Source organism: Planktomarina temperata RCA23 (assembly GCF_000738435.1).
Lineage (GTDB): Bacteria > Pseudomonadota > Alphaproteobacteria > Rhodobacterales > Rhodobacteraceae > Planktomarina > Planktomarina temperata.
In genome coordinates this window covers 2,216,273-2,233,534 of record NZ_CP003984.1, presented here as the reverse complement: position 1 = coordinate 2,233,534, position 17,262 = coordinate 2,216,273, and the positions used below count along the sequence as shown (strand labels likewise).

Below are 17,262 nucleotides of genomic sequence, written 5' to 3'. Positions count from 1 at the left end.
ACCCGGAGAAACAACATGGCAAATGCAAAAGGCAAAATCACTCAAGTGATCGGCGCCGTTGTTGACGTTCAATTTGATGGCGATCTGCCGCAAATTTTGAACGCTTTGACAACAGACAATGGCGGCAAGACGTTGGTGCTCGAAGTTGCCCAGCACTTGGGCGAGGGTACAGTTCGTGCCATCGCTATGGACGCGACTGAAGGTTTGGTGCGCGGCCAAGAGGTGACCGACACCGCCGGTCCAATCACTGTTCCCGTGGGCCGTGCCACTTTGGGCCGGATCTTGAACGTGGTCGGTGAGCCCGTGGATGAAGGCAAACCTCTCGGCAAGACAGCAAAGCGCAGCATTCACCAGGATGCTCCAGCGTTTTCTGAGCAAGCCACCGAATCTGTGATCTTGGAAACAGGCATCAAAGTGATCGACCTGCTCGCCCCCTATACCAAAGGCGGTAAAATCGGTCTGTTCGGCGGTGCCGGCGTTGGTAAGACTGTTTTGATCATGGAACTGATCAACAACATCGCGAAGGTGCACTCTGGTGTGTCGGTTTTCGCCGGTGTCGGTGAGCGGACCCGTGAAGGTAACGATTTGTACCATGAGATGATCGAGGGCGGTGTGATCGTTCCCGACAATCTTGAAGACTCAAAAATTGCGCTGGTTTATGGCCAAATGAACGAGCCTCCAGGTGCGCGTATGCGGATCGCTTTGACAGGTTTGACCCTGGCCGAGCAATTCCGTGATGAAACCGGTTCGGATGTTTTGTTCTTTGTTGACAACATCTTCCGCTTCACGCAGGCCGGATCTGAAGTGTCTGCGCTTTTGGGTCGTATCCCCTCCGCGGTGGGCTACCAGCCGACATTGGCGACCGATATGGGCGCTATGCAAGAGCGGATCACATCGACCAAATCCGGTTCGATTACATCTGTTCAAGCGGTTTACGTTCCAGCCGATGACTTGACCGACCCTGCGCCGGCCACCTCATTTGCGCATTTGGATGCGACAACTGTTTTGGATCGTTCGATCTCTGAAAAGGGCATCTATCCTGCGGTGGATCCACTCGGCTCCACCTCTCGTTTGCTCGATCCGCTGATCATCGGCGATGAGCACTATAAAGTGGCAACGGATGTTCAGAAGGTTCTGCAGCGTTATAAATCTTTGCAGGACATCATTGCAATTTTGGGCATGGACGAGCTGTCTGAAGACGACAAAGTGGCCGTTGCCCGTGCACGGAAGCTGGAGCGTTTCTTGTCTCAACCGTTTGACGTGGCAAAAGTGTTCACGGGTTCCGATGGTGTTCAAGTGCCTTTGGAAAAAACAATTGCATCCTTTAAAGCGGTTGTGGCCGGTGACTACGATCACCTGCCAGAAGGCGCATTCTACATGGTTGGCGACATCGATGAAGTCATCGCGAAAGCCGAACGCATGGCAGCGGATGCAGCCTAATGGCAGATACATTGAACTTTGATCTGGTCAGCCCTGAAAGAAGCCTCGCTTCTTTTGAGGCGACTGCGGTCCAAATTCCGGGATCGGAAGGGGACATGACAGCCATGGCGAACCATGAGCCTGTTTTGACCACTTTGCGGCCTGGCGTCTTGTCGGTCAGTGCCGCCGGCGGTGTCAGCGAGTATGTTGTCACCGGCGGTTTTGCTGAGGTCACAGCGCAGGGCGTGACCGTGATCGCCGAGCGTGCGATGGCAAAAGCGGATGTCACCCAGGAAGATATGGATGGCATCATAGCTGGCGCAGCCGAGGCGGTTGAGAAGGCCAGTGAAGAGGCGCAGGAGGCGGCACGCAAGGTGCAGTCTGATGTGGTGGCTCTGGCCGCCGCCTTGGGCCTCAACGCCGCTTAAGCTTTCGGATATGATTGGAAATGGGCCCACGCGGGCCCGTTTTCGTTTTGATTTATTGTATTTTAATTTTAGAAATTTAGCCTGCGCCGTATGAAACGTATATCATCACATACCATTGGGATGGATCAAGGAACGCTTGAATTGTTTTCGGACTTTCAAGACGGTGGAGAGATGTGGACAGGGTCCGGTACTCGCAAGGTTTCGCGGGCGGTTGAATTTTCTGAAGCCTTTACCGCGCAACCGATGGTCCAGGTCAGCCTCACCATGTGGGACATGGGCAGTGACAGCAATGCCCGGGCTGACATTCGGGCGGAAAACGTGACTGAGACAGGATTTGACCTGGTGTTCCGCACTTGGTCTGACACACGCATTGCCCGGGTGAGTGCCAGTTGGCTGGCGATTGGGGACGTGGCAGATCCCGAGCAATGGGACCTTTACTAATAAGCTGGCATTAGCTGCAGTCGTAAATGCCCTCGTAGATCGCCGATAAAGACTCAGTTGAGAAAAGAGAGGAAACCGACGTGCCGCTCCAAGTGTTCAAAATGGCCTGCGCGAACATCGGGGCTGTTTGAACGATGCGGATATTGGGCGCATTGGCGACCGCATCGGTGGCCTCAATCGTGTCTGTAATGACCAGGTTTTTCATCACAGATTTGGTAATCCGATCCACCGCAGGACCTGATAGGACCCCATGAGTGATGTAGGAATGGACTTCTTTCGCACCATTCTCCATCAAGACGTCAGCCGCTTTGCACAGTGTGCCGGCGGTATCGACGATATCATCCACAATCAAGCAAGTGCGGCCTTCGACATTGCCAATCACCGTCATTTCCGCCACTTCACCGGCCTTCTCACGGCGTTTGTCGACAATGGAGAGTGGCGCACCGATGCGTTGTGCCAAATCACGTGCGCGGGCCACGCCGCCCACATCGGGGGAGACGACCATCAGATTGTCCATTTGGTCTTTAAAATGATGTTTGACGTCTAAGGCAAAGACGGGGGAGGCATAGAGATTGTCGACCGGAATATCGAAAAATCCCTGAATTTGTGTGGCATGAAGATCAAGGGTGAGAACCCGCTCGATCCCGGCCTCTTCGAGCATGTTGGCCACCAGCTTGGCGGTGATCGGCGTGCGTGCTTTGCTGCGACGGTCTTGGCGCGCATAGCCGAAATAAGGAATCACGGCGGTGATGCGGCTGGCGGAGGAGCGTTTTAGAGCATCGGCGATGATCAAAAGCTCCATTAGCGCGTCATTGGCGGGGCGTGAGGTGGGTTGAATGATGAACATATCCTCATCACGGACATTTTCATATACTTCGACGAAAATTTCACCATCGTTGAAGCGTTCAACCCGCGCATCCACAAGATCCACATTCATGCCCCGATGCAAAGACATGCGCCGCGCCACGGAGCGCGCCAGCTTTAAGTTGGAATTCCCAGCGATGAGTTTTGGACCATGAACAGATGCCATTCGTATTACCCTCTACGATACCCGCGAGCCTGAGTCGCATATTGTTGACATGGCTTACCATGCGGTTACTGCTCGTCACAGGTTTGATACACAAAAAGGTGACGTTCATGGCACATATTGACTATTTTTTCGCAACAATTTCTCCCTTTACCTATTTGGCAGGTACCGGGCTTGAAGATATCGCGCAGAAACATGGGGCAACGATCGCATACAAGCCCATGGATTTGATGACCGTCTTTGGCCGCACGGGTGGCGTGCCGCCGAAAGACCGGCACATCAGCCGCATTGAAATGCGCGCGCAAGAGCTGCCGCGCCAGGCGAAAAAGCGCAAACTGCCGCTTAATCTGCAACCGGCCTTCTTTCCAGTGAATATGGCGCCCTCCTCCTATGCGGTTATCGCCGCATCGAACTACGGCGATGGAGATTTGGGCGCATTGGTGCATGGGTTCACGCGTGCGGTTTGGGCTGAAGAAAAAGATATTTCACAGCCTGAGGTCATTGAAGCTTGTCTCAAAACGGCCGGTTTTGATCCAAGCCTTGCCGATAAAGATATGATCGGTTCTGCGGAGCAATATGCCAAAAATACCGAAGATGCGGTCGCCGCCGGCGTTTTTGGTGCGCCGTTCTATATTACAGACAAAGATCAGCGCTTTTGGGGGCAGGATCGTCTGGAAGATCTGGATCTGGTGCTTTCAGGCGCGCTCTGAGCACTCAAAAAGGTGACCGGGCGGCAAGGGCGGCGCCCGGTCATGCGCGTTTTATCCGCGCAAGATCTCTAGGAAACGGTCAACATCCTCCGGGCTTGCGGACCAATCTGTCACCAAACGGGCGGGCAAAAGTTCATCGGCCGGCCCGGTGGTGTGATCACCTGCCATGACGTAATATTTGGCACCTGCAGCATGCAGCCGTTGATGGGCCGCGCGCGACCATTGTGCGAAGATGATATTGGCTTGCGGCTCAAAATCGAGCACAACGCCCGGTGTTTGCTTAAGCCCTTGCGCCAGTCTTGCGCAGGCGGTGTTAGATTTTTCCGCCATGTCGAGCCAAAGATCACCGGCCAAATAGGCTTGCATTTGCGCCGCCAGAAAACGGTGCTTTGAAAATAAATGTGCGCCGCGTTTGCGCCGCAGCTCGAACTCCCAAGCGTGTTTCGGATCAAAGAAGACAACCGCTTCCACCGCCATCAAGCCGTTTTTTGTCCCGCCGAAGGTGACCGCATCGACGCCGGATTTCCAGGTCATCTGTGCCGCGCTGCATCCCAGGGTTTGCAAGGCATTGGCGAACCGCGCCCCGTCCATATGTACAGGAAGGCCAAAATCCTTAGCGGTGGCGGAGATCTCTTGAATCTCAGCCAAGCTATAGATCGTGCCGCGTTCTGTGGCTTGGGTCAGGGAAACCGGGCCGCGTTGCGGTCCATGCACGCCGCGGGTCTCTTCCGCCAAAATTGATTTGCGCAGGCTTTGCGCGGTCATTTTCGCGTCATCACCGGGCACCAATGTGAGCTTGGTCCCGCCGGTATAAAATTCCGGCGCATTGCATTCATCCTCATGGATATGCGCAACCGTATGACAAAACACCGTCTCCCAGGGTTGAGACAGCGTTGCAAGGATCAAGGAATTGGCAGCCGTCCCAAGCGAGACCAGATAGACTGCCGCCTCTGGGGCTTCGAAAACATCCCGGATATCCTGCACAGCCTGTGCGGTGGCATCATCAGCGCCATAGGGCAGGGCATAGCCCATATTTGCTGCATTGAGCGCTGCCATCACATTGGGGTGCACGGGGCCGGTGTTATCAGATGCAAAATTCATCGCTCAATCCTCAATAATGTGATCTTCCCATTCTTCTTCGGGCACTTCAAATTCCGGTATCGTCCAACCTTGCACAGATATGCCGGCATCATGCACCGATTGAGCCGTCCCACTGCGCAGAGGGTGCCAGTCTGGAATTTCCTTGCCTTCGTACAATCGTTTATAGGCGCAAGTATTCGGAAGCCAATAGGCATGTTGCGCAATGGTTTCAGAGGTCATTCGGATACATTCCGGCACGAAGTTCTGTCGGATGGAATATTGAGAGCATTGGCAGGTCTCATTGTCGAGCAGACGACAGGCAATGCGGGTGAGGGCAACATGTCCGGTGTCGGGATCTTCAAGCTTGTTGAGACAACAGCGACCACAGCCGTCACAGAGTGCTTCCCATTCCGCTTCGGTCATCTTTGACAGGGGGACCGTTTCCCAAAATTTTGGGCGCAGAGGCTTTGGGTTTGCGGGGGTGCTCATAGCGCACTCAAAATGCGGCGGGCTTGGCTGCAATCGGCATCCATCTGCTCAATCAAGGCCTCAAGCCCATCGAAGGTTTGCTCACTGCGTAGATAGGCGACCAAACCGACTGACAATGTTTCGCCGTAAAGATCGCCTTTGAAATCAAAAATAAATGTTTCACAATTGGGACGGTTTTCCCCAAACATCGGTCGCACTCCAATTGAAGCGGCACCATGAAAGCTGCCTTTATGCGGGCCGGTGAGCACATCTACCAAAACCGCATAGACACCAAAGGCCGGCGGTTGCAGCCCTTCAATGGACATATTGGCCGTGGGGTAGCCAAGTTCACGTCCGCGCTTCTCGCCATGTTCAACCGCGCCTTCGAGCCGGTGCCAATGGCCCAGCATGGCCGCGGCGCGCTGCGGATCTGCGGCGGCAAGAGCTTTGCGAATATTGGTTGAGCTGATGATTTCAGCCTCGTGATTTTTTAAATCGGCAATCGTCACGTCAAAACCGAGGCGTTGTCCATGTTCTGTGAGGGTCTGCGCCGTTCCCGATCGGCCTTTGCCAAAACAGAAATCAGCACCAACCACCACATGCGTAAGACCGAAGCCGTCGCTTAAAATCTCTTTGCAAAAGTCCCAGTCGCTGAGGTCACAAAGCGCTTGATCGAAGGGCAATTCCAGGAGCAGCTCAACCCCCAGTTTTTCCAGCCGATGCGCGCGAGCTTCTGCATTCATTAAGCGAAAAGGTGGCAAGTCTGAGCCATTTTTTTTGGCGAAAAAACTGCGTGGGTGTGGCTCAAAGGTAAGGATACCCAAGGGGGCGCCGCTGCGGGCAGCTGCGGTGCGCGCCACATCGATCACCGCTTGATGGCCCAAATGCACACCATCAAAATTGCCGATGGCCACGGCCGCGCCACGGGCATCCTGCTCTACAAGATTGGTTTGAAAACGCCTCATGAATTCCCCCTATCGCGCGAGATTGATCAGAGCAAGCTGTGGCGGCTGAAACGGTGGCGTTTTAGTCGAATTTTCGGGAAGGGGCTAAGACGGTGGCCTCGCCTGCCAACACTTTTTTGCCATCAATGGAGCAATGGGTGTCCAGCTTGACGCGGCGGCGGCCAAGATCGATGTCGACCACTTCCACTTGAGCTGTGACCAGATCGCCGGGGCGCACAGGCGCCAAGAATTTCAGCGATTGCCCCAGATATACGGTGCCATGGCCGGGCAATTGTTCGCCAATCACGGCGGAGATCAAGCCTGCGGTTAACATCCCATGGGCAATTCTGCCCTCAAAAATCGTGTCATTGGCATAATCATCATCAAGATGCACCGGGTTATGATCGGTGGAAACCTCGGCAAACATCTCAATGTCCCGATCCGTCACAACCTTGCGCAGATGCCGGGTCATGCCGATTTCAATATCTTCAATACAAATTGTGCCGCGGGGCATGTTGTCGAGCATCTCGCACCTCAAGGTAATAATTGCAACGTCGTGATGTCGCCTGCGTAATATTATTACCTTAAGGGGGAATAAATCAAGAGGCCGTTAGCGTAATTTTCCGATGGAATAGGTCGGTTGCCGCATTTCCCTGGTCAAATAGGCCATCAGAGCCTTCGGGTCGGGTTGATCTGCGGTTTGTGTTTCGCGGGCGGCCAAGCCACCGGTGATAAAGAGCGAATCAAGATCTTCTCCCATCGCCCCATCAATGTCGGTCAAAATCCCGTCACCGACGCAGAGGATCCGGCTGTCGGGAATGTCTTTGCCCAATGCCTGAAGCCGCCTGCGCGCCAAATCATAGATGGGGGGATGCGGCTTGCCGAAGTAAAGGCTCTCGCCGCCCATCTCAGTATAAAGTTTCGCCAAAGCTCCGGCGCACCATTCGCGTGTCTCGCCCCGGTCCACCACAATATCAGGGTTGGCGCAGAGTAATTTTAGGCCGCGGGTCTTGGCCTGCAAAAATTGCGCCCGCATCTCTTCGGGATCGGCCAGCGGGTCAAAAGGCCCGCAGCAGACCATCCCCTCGGCCTGCTCCAAGGGCACTTGCGAAATCTTGACGGGGTTTTCAATCAGCTCCAGCGGTGCGAAAAAATCCTGATCATGCGGTTGACCGATGAAGTATACTTTCTCGCCCACCGCGCCGCGCAACATCGCCGCGCGGGCGCTGTCCCCGGAGGTCGCGATCCCGTCATAGGCGTCGCTGGGAACGCCGAGCCGGTCCAATTGCCGGCGCACGGGCGCATGGGGGCGGGGGGCGTTGGTCACCAGCATCACTGTACCGCCCCTGGCGCGAAAGGCCTGCAGCGCCGCCACCGCCTCCGCGAATGGTGCCAACCCATCATGAACGCAGCCCCAGAGGTCACAAAATAGGGCATCATAGGACTCGGAAATCTCCGAAAGGGATGTGATAATGCGTGTCATGAGAGGCTTTCGTTCCGTTAAAGTTTCAGGTTGGGAATGATTTGCTTTTTGCGGCTCATGACCCCGGGCAAGACCACGGTATCGCCCGTGACTGTGGCCCCAAAAGATTTTTCTGCCACGGTCTGCGCGGTGGCATTGGGGATCAACATCGTGGCTTCCTCATTCAAGATGTCGACCACAAAGAGCAATACATGATCCACCGCATCTTCCTGTGCCACAGATGGCATGGTCGCCATGAGGCTGGCTTTGCGGTCTAAGACCATCTTGGGGGAGGTGGTTTCCAGAACAGAGACGCGGAATTTCGTGCCGCTGACGGCATATTCCTTGCTGTCCATGCGTAACAGCTCCGCATCCGAGAAGGCAGAGACATCAGATTTCGCGGCAAACATCTCAGCGGCGTAATCGGCGATGGTTAGGTTCAGATCCGCGGCCAGGCTTTCGGCCAGGGCTTTGTCCTGCGGCGTCGTTGTTGGGCTGCGGAAGGCCAAGGTGTCCGACAAAATACACGATAACATCACCCCCTTGATGGCCTCCGGCATCTGCGCTGCATCATCGCCCATGAGATCATGCATGATGGTCGCCGTGCAGGCTAAGGGGCGGATGGTAATTGAAATTGGCCCTTTGGTTTCGAGCCCGCCGACAAGCTTGTGATGATCAATGATGGCCAAAATATCGGCCTGATTGATATTGCTGGGCAATTCGGCGGGATTGTTGGTGTCGACGATGACCACCGGCGCGTTGTTATCGACGTCGGCAATAATTTCCGGCGTCTTAAAGCCCCAGCGCTGCGCAACGAAAGCTGCTTCTGTATTGGGCGTGCCGAGCAAAGCCGCTTGGGCGTCCTGGCCCTTCATCTCATTGAGATACCAGGCCCAAATGATGGCGCTTCCAGAGCTGTCGGTGTCGGGGGCTTTGTGGCCAAAAACTTTGATCATAATATAATCCTCAGGCGCGTGTTGAATTTACGCTCTTATAGGCGGCGAAATAGTGATTGTCACCCAGCTAAGGTTGGACCTTTGCGCGCATATGCTGCATGAAGGTTCTATGAAGGAAAGAGAGCTATACGCGCCCATAAAAGCGCATTTTGAAGCCCAGGGCTATGAGGTGAAGGGTGAGGTGGGCGCGGCAGACGTCATGGCGCGTCGCGGCTCTGAACCGGCGGTGATCATTGAGTTGAAACTGGCCTTTTCTCTGACAGTGTTTCACCAGGCTTTGGAACGTTTGAAGCTTGTGGATGATGTCTATATTGCCGTGCTGCGGCCCGAGGGCAAAGCTGGGATGAAGCGGTTGAAGGCCAATGTGACGCTCTGCCGGCGGTTGGGCCTTGGGCTTTTGACGGTGCGGCCGCGCGATCTTTTCGTTGAGCAGCACTGCGCGCCGGGCCCCTACAGGCCGCGTAAGAATCTGCGCAAAGCCAAAGGGATCATCAAGGCCTTTGACCGGCTGGAAGGGGATCCGAATGAAGGCGGGGCGACGCGGCATGGGCTGGTGACGGGATATCGGCAAGATGCGCTGAAATGCGCGACCTATCTGGCACATACAGGGCCGGAAAAAGGGGCCATCGTGGCAAAGGCCACGGGCGTGCCCTCGGCAACGCGTTTGATGCGTAACAATGTCTATGGATGGTTTGAGAAGGTCGAGACAGGGGTTTACGCTCTAACCCCTGCGGGGCGTAAAGGTCTTGAAGATTGGTCTTAAGCCGCCGCGCTGCGCCTATTTTTCGGCCACAAACCCGCCCTGCAGATACGCCGTGTTGCCGCTGCTTTCCGTTCCTGCGCCGTCGAAGCTGCCGGCCAGTGTGCTGCCTGTTTGGCCAAAGAAATCACCCTCGATGCGTATGGCACCAAAGCTCGTGCCATGGCTGGGCGTCTGGTTGAATTGCGCGGTGCCTGCTGTGGTCTCAAAGGTGTTTTTTGTGATGGAGGTGCTGGGCAGGGTGACTGTTAAGATGCTTGATCCTTGGGTGAACTGCGTATCGCTGGATTGGGTGTAGACCATGGATCCGGAGACTGTGTTTGCGGTGAAGTCCACATGAAAGCTTCCGGCGCCAGAAAATTCGCTGACCTGCGTGGAGGGGTTAATCGAGGGCTGCAGGACGGCATTGACCGTCCCATTATAAAGCACGCTGCCAGAGGCCGGCATTGCCGTGGGGTCGGTATTGGGTCCGATGGCGCTGTAGGTTGTGTCCACTTGCCCGGTGCCGGTGAGTTCAATGGCCATGACCAGAGCGGCCTCTTTTTCCACGATCACGGCCACAACCTTTGGGTGCCCGCCGGAGATCGGCTCAAAAACAGAATCTCCATCCCCGTCAAACAGGCTGTATTGTTGGCCTTGGCTGTCCAATGTGAGCATAGTGGCGCTGGTGAAATTGATCTGCATGGAGTTTTTTGTGACCATTGCATAGGACATGCCGCTGCTGGTGGGCGTGCCACGCAGGGATTGATCATTTGCCAGCTCATAAGTCTCGCCAAAGCGGACCTGAGCGCCTGGGCCCGCATAGCCAGACGCCGCCAGCGCCGCGCGCCCGTTTGCGGCGGGAGGCGGGTTTGGTGTCGTGGGCGTCGTGGGGGGTGTCGTCCCAGTTCCTGCCCCACCACCACCACCGCCACCACAGGCGCTTAGGGATAAACAGAGCAGCACCCAAGTCAGGCCTTGTCTCATAATTCGCTCTTCCTTTTCTGCAGCCAAAAACGGCAGAAAAGGCTAATTAAATCTTAAGTTGTGGCGGTGTTATTTCTTGCATTTGAGGGATGTTTTAGCCATTCCTCAAATGCCTTTGTATTATAGCTCAAATAAATCAGGCGCGTGGCGTGACAAGCGTTTGGCGCCATGTGCGGTCACCTCGACCGAATGGCCAAGACACATGGCCAGACCCGCATCACTGTCCATTAAGATCATATGCAAAAAGAACACTTGGCTTTCGCGCATCACCGTTGGGTTATTCTCATAGAACATTGGGAAATCGACCCAAATCGGGTTGTAAATCGCCCCCATCGCATAGCCGCAGGCATTCAGGCGCGCATGGCCCAGACCGGCTTTGTCAAAAACCTGCGCATGGGCCGCGAACACCTCACCCATGGGCCGGCCCGGTTTGATGGCGGCCTCGCAGGCCTCGAGGGCGTCTCGGGCAACGCTGTGCATCTGGCGTTGAGCAGAATTGGCTTTGCCGATAACCAAAGTCTGCATCATCGCCGCGTGATAGCGGGCATAGGCTCCCGACCATTCAAGCGTCAGCTGGTCTTGCGCATCAAGATGGCGGCGGCCGGAGGCATAGCGGCAAAGCAATGCGCGCTCAGCCGAGCCAATGATAAACTCATTCCCGGCATAATCGCCGCCGCCGCGGAACACTGCGCCTTGCATCTCGGCCAAAATATCGCCTTCAAAGGCCCCGGCGCGGGTGCTGGCCAGTGCGGCATCTAATGCATCGTCAGACAGGGCCGCGGCTCGGCGGTGCATGTCGAGCTCCGCGGGTGATTTGTCTTGGCGCAGATCCGAAATGATCCCATCGCCGCGGTGCAAACTCCGGTCAAAAGCTGCGATGACGGACTGCCCGTTGGCGAAGGTGAGCCCGGGGGTTTCGGTCTCCATGGCGATTTTACCGCTATAGCCTAAGGATTTGACCAAATCCGCCAGAGTGTTGGCCGGAGATACGCCTTCGATATCTTTCCAAATATGGATCTGCGCATCGCTGAGGGTTGAGGTCTGCTGCGCTTGGCGCAGGTCTGGCGCGCGGGTCAGCAGGTTCAGCCGCCCATCTGCCCCTAAAATGAGGCATTGGAACATGGCAAAGCCAAAAGTGTCATAGCCGCAAATCCAATAGTGGCTTTCGGGCGCGAAGAGCAATAGCGCTTCGAGGTCCCGCGCCTGAAGCGCTGCGGCGGCTTTGGACAGCCTTGCGGCATATTCTGCATCGGAAAAATGAAACGGCATCCTGAACTCCTTTTGAGCGCAGGATGCCGAATGCTCATGCCTGTGACAAGATAAGATCGATCCCAGCGGAGATGACCGCCGGGATGCTGAGATATTAGCGCGCCCAATAGTTTCCGACGGCCACACCGGCCGTACCGTTTACGGTGTAATCCGCGCTCAGAGTGCCGGCAAGAACATCGCTGCTATCCCCGTAGAATGTCCCGTTGATGGTCTCATTGCTGAAGGTATAGGTGTTTGCTCCGGGGTTGTTAACCGTCACTGTTGGTTGCGCTGAAAACCCATTGCCGGTCAATGCTGTTGTCGGAACGGAGATCGTCGCGAAGGTATAAGTGTACGGTGCCGTTGTTTGTGAACGTACGACCGGGTCATCGACGTCTATTGCACCTGAAATCGTTGACGTGTTAAAATCGACGGCAAAATTTGCTTGAGTTTCTGAAACTTCCCAAGCGTTCGCCGTTAAATAAAATATCTCGCCTCCCCCACTATAATTTGCTGTACCTGTTGCGGCAGCGACCACGGCGTCGGGTGTTTCAAAGCCGACAACGCCAGCGGCTATGTCTTCAAAAATCGCTGTATTGGTGCTATTTGCAGCCACAAGATAAATCAGGTCCGCCACGGTCTCAGGTGCGTTAGGATCGCCATCGGTAATTGGGTCTCCGATGTACGCATAAGTTCTGCCATCATGCGTCCCGTAATGTTCCCTGTTATTGGCATCCCAGTTCAATGTGATGATTTCGCCGTCGATTTGGATGTCAATTTGGTCATGCCCCCCACGCGTGGCATTCCATTGTTTGAATTCCACATTCGTGATTTTTTGACTGGAGGTGACATTTGTCCCGTCCTGCTCCGCGTAGACGGAGAGATTTGCGGGCAATGTGGTTGTCCAGTTTGGTGAGCTGGTGGTGTAGGAATATTGCGCCTGTGCGGGTGTGGTCGTGGCTTCGTCACCGCCGCCGCCGCCGCAAGCTGCGCGAGAGAGTGCTGCTGGAAGTGCAAGTAATAGTTTTTGGGTCATTTTTCGATTTCCTAAGTTAAAATTTTTCAAAAAATATACCATTTAAATACAAATTCTTAATCACCTCACGGCCAGATATCCCCCATTGACCACCACGGTGGTGCCGCTGTCATCGCCTTGAGCGTGGATCACGCCGCCGAGGGCTCCGTAATAGTCGCCGTAAAATGTGCCACTGATGCTGGCATCGGTGAGGGACAAGCCGTTGGAGGAGGTCAAAACCGGCGTTGTGCTGAACCCATTTCCTGTCAACTGGGTGGTGGGAATCGTGAGCGTGGCATAGCCAGACAGGGCATGGTTCGCCGGATCGCTCACGTCGATGGTTCCGCCGACGGTTTGATTGCCGGAGGGATCTTGGAAATTCACATTCAAGGTGACAGCCAACTCTGAATCGGTAAATCCACTCTCACTCGAATAGCCCAGCCAGCCGGTGCCATTGTATGTCGCCGTTCCCGTTGCAGCCGCAACCTTTGCGGTGGAGGTTTCAAAACCTGCTATGGCAAAGCTATTTGTGTTGGTGGAATTCGTGGCGTCATAGGTAGGGATGAACAGCAGCTCTGCGACATATTCCAAATTTGAAAGCGCATCAACGGTGTTAGCAGTGTGCAAAATATCTACCGAATAGAGAATGCCATTGTGGCTGCCGCTATATTGGCGGGAATTCGCGGGGTTCACAGTTAATCTCACGACTTGCCCGTCGATACTCAGATCTATGCGATCGAAGGTCGATGTGTTCGTGTTATAGAGATACTCAATATTGGCAATGTTTTGGTAACGGATCAAAGAGCTGCCATCACGCGACGATGTTTGCGACAAGCGGAGGGGCAGGACCTGCGCCCAATTGGGTTTGCTGGCGGTATCTGACTCTTGCGCCTGCACAGTGGCAGTTTGGGGTGTATAGGGCACGAGGGTGGCGACCGTGGCCTCTTCACCTCCGCCCCCACAAGCAGCGAGTAAAGAAAAAGCGAATGCGGGGAGAATGGCGTGTTGTTGCAAAATAAAGACCTTTGATAATTAAACTTATTATAAATACGCAATCTTAAACAAAATCACTGCCAAAGCATTTTGCCATGGCAGTGATTCGTCAACTGTTTTAAATTCCGGTCGGGTTAATCTTCGGCAATGTAACCACCATTCACAACAACCGCATTGCTCGTGACTACACCGTTTGTGTCAGTGACGTTGACGGTGCCGTCAGCAGTGATTACGCCCCCTAAAACGCCACCGTTTACACCATAGAAGGTGCCGCTCACTTCGGCATTGCCCAACGCATATTGGGTTGTTGAGTTATTGGCTGAGTTTGTCGATTGGTTGATCGTAATTTGGGCATTGGTCGCGTCAAATCCATTGCCGGAAATAGCGGTCGTTGGAATGATGAGCGTGCCTGCTGTCATATTGCCATGGTCTATCGCATCGCTGATTTTCATTGAGCCGCCGACTGTTTGGTTGCCAAAGTCGACGGACAAACTCGCATCAAGGTTGCGCCACTCGCGGTCAGTTGGCATTTGCAAGGACAGGCGACCGTTGCCTGTATAGGTTGCGGTGCCCGTTGCCGCTGCGACTGTCGCGTCGGCTGTCTCATAGCCATAAACAAGCGGTACGCTCCACACGGTGTACGATGAGTTGCGGCCTTTGATCTCAAGCCGGTCATAGGAGGCGACCCAAGACCCACCGTCGCTGCCGGTTTCCTTTGGTTTCAGGTAAATGTCTTTGCCATCAATGCGTCCAGTATAATACCCCTCGGTGGCATTCCATGTCATGCTGACAGTTTTTCCATAGATTTCGACATCGAAAGTGAAATCTTTGCGATTGCTGGAGGCAGTGGTACTCAGCGGATTCACCTTTACGTTGATCACCTCATTATTGACGAAGGAGACTTTCCCGTCTTGCACAAGTGTCATCGAGTTGTTGCCAGTTGGAAAACTACCGGTGGAGGCCAAGCTTACCCCAGTGGTTGCAATCTGGGCAGCGGCAGTTGTTGTACCAGTTGTATCGTCGGCACCACCACAGGCGGTCAGGGCAGCGGCAAAGGGAATCGCCAATAAAATTTTATACGTCATGAAATAGCTCCGTTAAAAAAGTATTAAATACCACTTCATATATTCTTTAGAATATTTCAAGTCAATTTTGCTGAAAATTTCGCCCTAAAGTGGTGTGTTTGGCGCATAGAATTTTTTTGGGCCTGCCCGTTGACACTGGCAGTCAGAGTCCATATCTCCCGCTCGTTATCACTCGGAGCATCCGAGTGCTAATTCAAGTTCAACCTTGAGCCAGCTAGGAGTTACTAAAGATGGCATTTACCCCTCTGCACGACCGTGTTCTTGTCGAACGCGTTGAAGGTGAAGAAAAAACTGCGGGTGGTTTGATCATCCCAGACAGCGCCAAAGAAAAGCCAGCCGAAGGCGTCATCGTCGCCGCAGGCGCAGGTTTGCGTGACGATGATGGCGATCGCATCGCTTTGGACGTCAAAACAGGTGACAAAGTTCTGTTCGGCAAATGGTCCGGTACAGAAGTGACCGTTGACGGCAAAGATCTGTTGATCATGAAAGAAAGCGATATCCTGGGTGTGATCTCCTAAGATCCCCAAGGGCAAGTTTTTAATTGAAATTTTAAGACGAGGATCTGCAAAATGGCAGCAAAAGACGTCAAATTTGGCACCGATGCACGCAACCGTATGTTAAACGGTGTGAACATTCTGGCCGATGCCGTAAAAGTGACATTGGGCCCGAAAGGCCGCAATGTTGTTCTGGACAAATCTTTCGGTGCACCGCGCATCACAAAAGACGGTGTCTCAGTGGCAAAAGAGATCGAACTGGAAGATAAGTTCGAAAACATGGGTGCGCAGATGGTCAAAGAAGTGGCCTCACGCACCAATGACGAAGCGGGCGACGGCACAACCACAGCGACTGTTTTGGCTCAAGCCATCGTGCGCGAAGGTATGAAATCCGTAGCCGCTGGCATGAACCCAATGGATCTTAAGCGTGGCATCGATGCGGCGACAACAGCTGTTGTCAACGCGATCAAAGCCGCTGCACGTCCAGTGACCGACAGCGCAGAAGTTGCGCAAGTGGGTACAATCTCAGCCAATGGCGAAGCTGACATTGGCCAACAGATCGCAGATGCGATGCAGCGTGTTGGCAATGAAGGCGTTATCACGGTTGAAGAAAACAAGGGTCTGGAAACAGAAACCGTTGTTGTCGAAGGCATGCAGTTTGACCGCGGTTACCTGTCACCTTACTTTGTCACCAACCCTGACAAAATGACAACTGAGCTGGAAGATGCGATCATCTTGCTGCACGAAAAGAAGCTCTCCTCTTTGCAGCCAATGGTGCCTTTGCTCGAGCAAGTTATTCAATCCGGCAAGCCTTTGTTGATTGTCGCGGAAGATGTTGAAGGCGAAGCCTTGGCAACTTTGGTTGTGAACAAATTGCGCGGTGGTTTGAAAATTGCAGCAGTGAAAGCCCCTGGTTTCGGCGATCGCCGCAAAGCCATGTTGCAAGACCTTGCAATTTTGACCGGCGGCCAGGTGATCTCTGAAGATCTTGGTATGAAGCTTGAGTCTGTCACAATGGACATGCTGGGCTCTGCCAAGCGCGTTTCCATCACCAAAGACGAAACAACCATCGTAGACGGTTTGGGCGAGAAAGCTGAAATCGAAGCACGTGTGGCACAGATCCGTGGTCAAATCGAAGAAACATCTTCTGATTACGACCGTGAGAAACTGCAAGAGCGCGTTGCCAAATTGGCTGGCGGTGTTGCTGTGATCCGTGTGGGTGGCATGACCGAAGTTGAAGTGAAAGAACGCAAAGACCGTGTTGACGATGCTTTGAACGCGACCCGTGCGGCCGTGCAAGAAGGTGTTGTTGTCGGCGGCGGTGTTGCTTTGGTACAGGCTGGTAAAGTACTGGCTGACCTTGAAGGCGCCAATCCAGATCAAACTGCGGGCATCAAAATCGTTGCGCGCGCCATCGAAGCGCCTCTGCGCCAAATCGCAGAAAATGCGGGTGTTGATGGTGCGGTTGTCGCTGGCAAGGTCCGTGAAAGCTCCGATCTGGCTTTTGGTTTCAATGCGCAAACCGAAGAATATGGTGATCTCTTCGCTTTCGGCGTGATTGATCCGGCCAAAGTTGTCCGTACAGCTTTGGAAGATGCAGCCTCTGTTGCGGGTCTGTTGATCACAACCGAAGCTATGGTTGCAGATAAGCCAGAAAAAGCCGGCGCGGCTGGCGGCGGCATGCCCGATATGGGTGGCATGGGCGGCATGGGCGGCATGATGTAAATCAGCCGGTCATTTACGACCTGTTTTTTGAAAAGGCCCGC

19 protein-coding genes are annotated in these 17,262 nt (G+C 54.2%); 7 read left to right on the top strand and 12 right to left on the bottom strand.

Translation table 11 applies throughout. The features are described 5' to 3' along the window. The first annotated feature begins 15 nt into the window (after nucleotides 1–15). The 3 genes from atpD (at nucleotide 16) to RCA23_RS10675 (ending at nucleotide 2,288) form a co-directional block, all read left to right on the top strand. Nucleotides 16–1,440, top strand: a complete 1,425-nt coding sequence (atpD, locus tag RCA23_RS10685) for a F0F1 ATP synthase subunit beta (protein WP_044050308.1) — start codon at nucleotides 16–18, stop codon at nucleotides 1,438–1,440. Beyond that, nucleotides 1,440–1,847: a F0F1 ATP synthase subunit epsilon gene (locus RCA23_RS10680; RefSeq protein ID WP_044050307.1), complete on the top strand. Its 408-nt coding sequence runs from the start codon at nucleotides 1,440–1,442 to the stop codon at nucleotides 1,845–1,847. The genes atpD and RCA23_RS10680 overlap by 1 nt, the downstream gene beginning before the upstream one ends. Before the next feature lie 90 nt (nucleotides 1,848–1,937). Next, nucleotides 1,938–2,288 (top strand): H-type lectin domain-containing protein, encoded by a 351-nt coding sequence (locus RCA23_RS10675; RefSeq protein ID WP_044050306.1) that lies wholly within the window; start codon nucleotides 1,938–1,940, stop codon nucleotides 2,286–2,288. 10 nt (nucleotides 2,289–2,298) lie between these two features. On the opposite strand, the gene RCA23_RS10670 is transcribed toward RCA23_RS10675, so the two are convergent. Continuing rightward, the gene (locus RCA23_RS10670) at nucleotides 2,299–3,318 is read right to left on the bottom strand and encodes a ribose-phosphate pyrophosphokinase (RefSeq protein WP_044050305.1); all 1,020 of its coding nucleotides are present in this window, start codon (nucleotides 3,316–3,318) and stop codon (nucleotides 2,299–2,301) included. A gap of 107 nt (nucleotides 3,319–3,425) precedes the next feature. Here RCA23_RS10670 and RCA23_RS10665 point away from each other — a divergent pair, with 107 nt between their 5' ends. Beyond that, nucleotides 3,426–4,025: a DsbA family protein gene (locus RCA23_RS10665; RefSeq protein WP_044051495.1), complete on the top strand. Its 600-nt coding sequence runs from the start codon at nucleotides 3,426–3,428 to the stop codon at nucleotides 4,023–4,025. A gap of 51 nt (nucleotides 4,026–4,076) precedes the next feature. Here RCA23_RS10665 and RCA23_RS10660 read toward each other — a convergent pair whose 3' ends face one another. The 6 genes from RCA23_RS10660 to RCA23_RS10635 all read right to left on the bottom strand — a co-directional run bounded on the left by RCA23_RS10660 (nucleotide 4,077) and on the right by RCA23_RS10635 (nucleotide 8,938). Then, on the bottom strand, nucleotides 4,077–5,126 hold the full coding sequence (locus RCA23_RS10660) for a threonine aldolase family protein (RefSeq protein WP_044050304.1): 1,050 nt from the start codon (nucleotides 5,124–5,126) through the stop codon (nucleotides 4,077–4,079). 3 nt (nucleotides 5,127–5,129) lie between these two features. Then, on the bottom strand, nucleotides 5,130–5,594 hold the full coding sequence (locus tag RCA23_RS10655) for a YcgN family cysteine cluster protein (protein ID WP_044050303.1): 465 nt from the start codon (nucleotides 5,592–5,594) through the stop codon (nucleotides 5,130–5,132). Further along, nucleotides 5,591–6,538: a bifunctional riboflavin kinase/FAD synthetase gene (locus RCA23_RS10650; RefSeq protein ID WP_044050302.1), complete on the bottom strand. Its 948-nt coding sequence runs from the start codon at nucleotides 6,536–6,538 to the stop codon at nucleotides 5,591–5,593. Before RCA23_RS10650 ends, RCA23_RS10655 begins: the two co-directional genes overlap by 4 nt. Nucleotides 6,539–6,599: 61 nt before the next feature. After that, nucleotides 6,600–7,043, bottom strand: coding sequence for a MaoC family dehydratase (locus RCA23_RS10645; protein ID WP_044050301.1), 444 nt, complete (start codon nucleotides 7,041–7,043; stop codon nucleotides 6,600–6,602). A gap of 84 nt (nucleotides 7,044–7,127) precedes the next feature. Further along, nucleotides 7,128–8,000, bottom strand: a complete 873-nt coding sequence (locus tag RCA23_RS10640; protein ID WP_044050300.1) for a TIGR01459 family HAD-type hydrolase — start codon at nucleotides 7,998–8,000, stop codon at nucleotides 7,128–7,130. Nucleotides 8,001–8,017: 17 nt separating this feature from the next. After that, on the bottom strand, nucleotides 8,018–8,938 hold the full coding sequence (locus RCA23_RS10635) for a manganese-dependent inorganic pyrophosphatase (RefSeq protein ID WP_044050299.1): 921 nt from the start codon (nucleotides 8,936–8,938) through the stop codon (nucleotides 8,018–8,020). 106 nt (nucleotides 8,939–9,044) lie between these two features. Here RCA23_RS10635 and RCA23_RS10630 point away from each other — a divergent pair, with 106 nt between their 5' ends. Further along, the gene (locus RCA23_RS10630; RefSeq protein WP_044050298.1) at nucleotides 9,045–9,698 is read left to right on the top strand and encodes a DUF2161 family putative PD-(D/E)XK-type phosphodiesterase; all 654 of its coding nucleotides are present in this window, start codon (nucleotides 9,045–9,047) and stop codon (nucleotides 9,696–9,698) included. Nucleotides 9,699–9,713: 15 nt separating this feature from the next. Here the strand turns inward: RCA23_RS10630 and RCA23_RS10625 are convergent, their stop codons facing one another. The 5 genes from RCA23_RS10625 to RCA23_RS10605 form a co-directional block, all read right to left on the bottom strand. Beyond that, nucleotides 9,714–10,661 carry a transferrin-binding protein-like solute binding protein gene (locus RCA23_RS10625; RefSeq protein ID WP_044050297.1) on the bottom strand — a complete coding sequence of 316 codons (948 nt, stop codon included), beginning with the start codon at nucleotides 10,659–10,661 and terminating at the stop codon, nucleotides 9,714–9,716. A 120-nt stretch (nucleotides 10,662–10,781) separates the two neighbouring features. Next, nucleotides 10,782–11,930 (bottom strand): M24 family metallopeptidase, encoded by a 1,149-nt coding sequence (locus RCA23_RS10620; RefSeq protein WP_044050296.1) that lies wholly within the window; start codon nucleotides 11,928–11,930, stop codon nucleotides 10,782–10,784. 94 nt (nucleotides 11,931–12,024) lie between these two features. Continuing rightward, a complete protein-coding gene (locus RCA23_RS10615) occupies nucleotides 12,025–12,945 on the bottom strand; it encodes a transferrin-binding protein-like solute binding protein (RefSeq protein WP_044050295.1) in 921 nt (306 codons plus the stop codon). A gap of 60 nt (nucleotides 12,946–13,005) precedes the next feature. Next, on the bottom strand, nucleotides 13,006–13,938 hold the full coding sequence (locus tag RCA23_RS10610; RefSeq protein WP_044050294.1) for a transferrin-binding protein-like solute binding protein: 933 nt from the start codon (nucleotides 13,936–13,938) through the stop codon (nucleotides 13,006–13,008). A 113-nt stretch (nucleotides 13,939–14,051) separates the two neighbouring features. After that, on the bottom strand, nucleotides 14,052–15,002 hold the full coding sequence (locus tag RCA23_RS10605) for a transferrin-binding protein-like solute binding protein (RefSeq protein WP_044050293.1): 951 nt from the start codon (nucleotides 15,000–15,002) through the stop codon (nucleotides 14,052–14,054). Between the two features lie 230 nt (nucleotides 15,003–15,232). Between RCA23_RS10605 and RCA23_RS10600 the strand changes: the two genes are divergently transcribed. Together RCA23_RS10600 and groL are read left to right on the top strand one after the other, a co-directional pair. Beyond that, entirely contained in the window at nucleotides 15,233–15,520 is a 288-nt protein-coding gene (locus RCA23_RS10600; RefSeq protein WP_044050292.1) for a co-chaperone GroES, read from the top strand. A gap of 51 nt (nucleotides 15,521–15,571) precedes the next feature. Beyond that, on the top strand, nucleotides 15,572–17,221 hold the full coding sequence (gene groL, locus RCA23_RS10595; protein ID WP_044050291.1) for a chaperonin GroEL: 1,650 nt from the start codon (nucleotides 15,572–15,574) through the stop codon (nucleotides 17,219–17,221). The last annotated feature ends 41 nt before the right edge of the window (nucleotides 17,222–17,262 follow it).

What these genes read in the sequence shown, in the direction of transcription:
- atpD (WP_044050308.1), top strand. Translation starts at nt 16, where the DNA reads ATGGCAAATGCAAAAGGCAAAATCACTCAAGTGATCGGCGCCGTTGTT.
- RCA23_RS10680 (WP_044050307.1), top strand. Translation starts at nt 1,440, where the DNA reads ATGGCAGATACATTGAACTTTGATCTGGTCAGCCCTGAAAGAAGCCTC.
- RCA23_RS10675 (WP_044050306.1), top strand. Translation starts at nt 1,938, where the DNA reads ATGAAACGTATATCATCACATACCATTGGGATGGATCAAGGAACGCTT.
- RCA23_RS10670 (WP_044050305.1), bottom strand. Translation starts at nt 3,318, where the DNA reads ATGGCATCTGTTCATGGTCCAAAACTCATCGCTGGGAATTCCAACTTA.
- RCA23_RS10665 (WP_044051495.1), top strand. Translation starts at nt 3,426, where the DNA reads ATGGCACATATTGACTATTTTTTCGCAACAATTTCTCCCTTTACCTAT.
- RCA23_RS10660 (WP_044050304.1), bottom strand. Translation starts at nt 5,126, where the DNA reads ATGAATTTTGCATCTGATAACACCGGCCCCGTGCACCCCAATGTGATG.
- RCA23_RS10655 (WP_044050303.1), bottom strand. Translation starts at nt 5,594, where the DNA reads ATGAGCACCCCCGCAAACCCAAAGCCTCTGCGCCCAAAATTTTGGGAA.
- RCA23_RS10650 (WP_044050302.1), bottom strand. Translation starts at nt 6,538, where the DNA reads ATGAGGCGTTTTCAAACCAATCTTGTAGAGCAGGATGCCCGTGGCGCG.
- RCA23_RS10645 (WP_044050301.1), bottom strand. Translation starts at nt 7,043, where the DNA reads ATGCTCGACAACATGCCCCGCGGCACAATTTGTATTGAAGATATTGAA.
- RCA23_RS10640 (WP_044050300.1), bottom strand. Translation starts at nt 8,000, where the DNA reads ATGACACGCATTATCACATCCCTTTCGGAGATTTCCGAGTCCTATGAT.
- RCA23_RS10630 (WP_044050298.1), top strand. Translation starts at nt 9,045, where the DNA reads ATGAAGGAAAGAGAGCTATACGCGCCCATAAAAGCGCATTTTGAAGCC.
- RCA23_RS10625 (WP_044050297.1), bottom strand. Translation starts at nt 10,661, where the DNA reads ATGAGACAAGGCCTGACTTGGGTGCTGCTCTGTTTATCCCTAAGCGCC.
- RCA23_RS10620 (WP_044050296.1), bottom strand. Translation starts at nt 11,930, where the DNA reads ATGCCGTTTCATTTTTCCGATGCAGAATATGCCGCAAGGCTGTCCAAA.
- RCA23_RS10615 (WP_044050295.1), bottom strand. Translation starts at nt 12,945, where the DNA reads ATGACCCAAAAACTATTACTTGCACTTCCAGCAGCACTCTCTCGCGCA.
- RCA23_RS10605 (WP_044050293.1), bottom strand. Translation starts at nt 15,002, where the DNA reads ATGACGTATAAAATTTTATTGGCGATTCCCTTTGCCGCTGCCCTGACC.
- RCA23_RS10600 (WP_044050292.1), top strand. Translation starts at nt 15,233, where the DNA reads ATGGCATTTACCCCTCTGCACGACCGTGTTCTTGTCGAACGCGTTGAA.
- groL (WP_044050291.1), top strand. Translation starts at nt 15,572, where the DNA reads ATGGCAGCAAAAGACGTCAAATTTGGCACCGATGCACGCAACCGTATG.